The 714-nt window shown below is 67.2% G+C and carries 1 protein-coding gene; it reads left to right on the top strand.

Translation table 11 applies throughout. The annotated features are described in order from the left end of the window. The coding region (locus ETD86_RS54635; RefSeq protein ID WP_211370950.1) for an arabinofuranosidase catalytic domain-containing protein at nucleotides 1–714 on the top strand (714 nt) is incomplete at both ends.

Genomic DNA, 714 nt, shown 5'->3' with positions numbered 1-714 from the left:
ACGGCGCCTACAACGGCCCGCTGTACCAGGTCAGGCGCTCTTCGGACAACACCACCCGCGACATCGGCGTGCTGAGCGCGGGCGGAGTCGCCAACGCGGCCACGCAGGACTCGTTCTGCTCCGGCACCAACTGCGTCATCACCATCATCTATGACCAGTCCGGCCGCAACAACCGCCTCACCCAGGCGCCCGGCGGCGCCGTACCCGGCCCCGGTCCCGGCGGATCGGACAACCTCGCCGACGCGAAGGCGGCCCCGATCACCATCGGCGGCCAGAAGGCCTACGGCGTGTACATCGCTCCCGGCACCGGCTACCGCAACAACACCACCAACGGCGTCGCGACCGGCGATCAGCCCGAGGGAATGTATGCCGTCCTGGATGGCACGCACTACAACGGAGGGTGCTGTTTCGACTACGGCAACGCGCAGACGAACGGCCAGGCCGACGACATTGGCATCATGGAGGCCATCTACTTCGGCAACAACAACTGGTGGGGCTACGGGGACGGCAGCGGCCCATGGATCATGGCCGACATGGAGTGGGGACTCTTCTCCGGGGTGAACCCGCGATACAACCCCATGCCGCCCATCAACCACCGTTTCGTCACGGCCATCGTCAAGGGCGAGCCGAACCACTGGGCGATCCGGGGTGGGAACGCGCAGTCGGGCGGCCTGACGACGTACTTCGACGGACGGCGCCCCAACGGCTACCACC

It is taken from the genome of Nonomuraea turkmeniaca, from assembly GCF_005889735.1.
Lineage (GTDB): Bacteria > Actinomycetota > Actinomycetes > Streptosporangiales > Streptosporangiaceae > Nonomuraea > Nonomuraea turkmeniaca.
The sequence above is the reverse complement of the archived record's forward strand: the minus strand, read 5'-3'. Positions and strand labels throughout refer to the sequence as shown.